This window comes from Nocardia sp. NPDC051833 (genome assembly GCF_040681225.1).
Taxonomy (GTDB): Bacteria; Actinomycetota; Actinomycetes; order Mycobacteriales; family Mycobacteriaceae; genus Nocardia.
The window spans coordinates 1-1,074 of record NZ_JBFAYK010000014.1 but is presented as its reverse complement, the minus strand read 5'-3'; the positions used below and the strand labels follow the sequence as shown (position 1 = coordinate 1,074).

Below are 1,074 nucleotides of genomic sequence, written 5' to 3'. Positions count from 1 at the left end.
AGTCGCACATTATGGACCCGAAGCGGAGTGATCTACCCATGGCCAGGGTGAAGCGACGGTAAGACGTCGTGGAGGCCCGAACCCACTTAGGTTGAAAACTGAGGGGATGAGCTGTGGGTAGGGGTGAAAGGCCAATCAAACTCCGTGATAGCTGGTTCTCCCCGAAATGCATTTAGGTGCAGCGTCACGTGTTTCACGCCGGAGGTAGAGCTACTGGATGGCCTAGGGGGCCCACAAGCTTACCGAAGTCAGCCAAACTCCGAATGCCGGTGTGTGAGAGCGTGGCAGTGAGACTGCGGGGGATAAGCTTCGTAGTCGAGAGGGAAACAGCCCAGATCGCCGGCTAAGGCCCCTAAGCGTGTACTAAGTGGAAAAGGATGTGGGGTCGCTTAGACAACCAGGAGGTTGGCTTAGAAGCAGCCACCCTTGAAAGAGTGCGTAATAGCTCACTGGTCAAGTGATCCTGCGCCGACAATGTAGCGGGGCTCAAGTACACCGCCGAAGCCGCGGCATTCAGACATTAGATCGCCTTCGGGCCAGTCGTCTGGATGGGTAGGGGAGCGTCCTGTAGCCGTGGAAGCCACAGTGTGAACTAGTGGTGGAGGCTACGGGAGTGAGAATGCAGGCATGAGTAGCGAAAGACGAGTGAGAAACTCGTCCGCCGAATGACCAAGGGTTCCTGGGCCAGGTTAATCCGCCCAGGGTGAGTCGGGACCTAAGGCGAGGCCGACAGGCGTAGTCGATGGACAACGGGTTGATATTCCCGTACCCGTGTATCCGCGCCAAATATCGAATCAGTTGTGCTAAGTATCCAAATGTTCTCTTATCGAGCCTTCGGGTGAGAGGGAGGATTGCTGCATACGACCCTGGCTGTAGTAGGTAAGCGATGGGGTGACGCAGGAAGGTAGCTGGGCCAGGTGATGGAATACCTGGTGTAAGCCTGTAGGGAGAGACATAGGCAAATCCGTGTCTCACATATCCTGAGAGGTGATGCGTAGCCGTTGTGGTGAATTCAGTGATCCTATGCTGCCGAGAAAAGCCTCTAGTGAGTTGGTACACGGCCCGTACCCCAAA

The 1,074-nt window shown here is 55.8% G+C and carries 1 rRNA gene; it reads left to right on the top strand.

What is annotated here, in order from left to right:
* Positions 1-1,074, top strand: a 23S ribosomal RNA gene (locus AB0L91_RS35235); the annotation flags it as partial.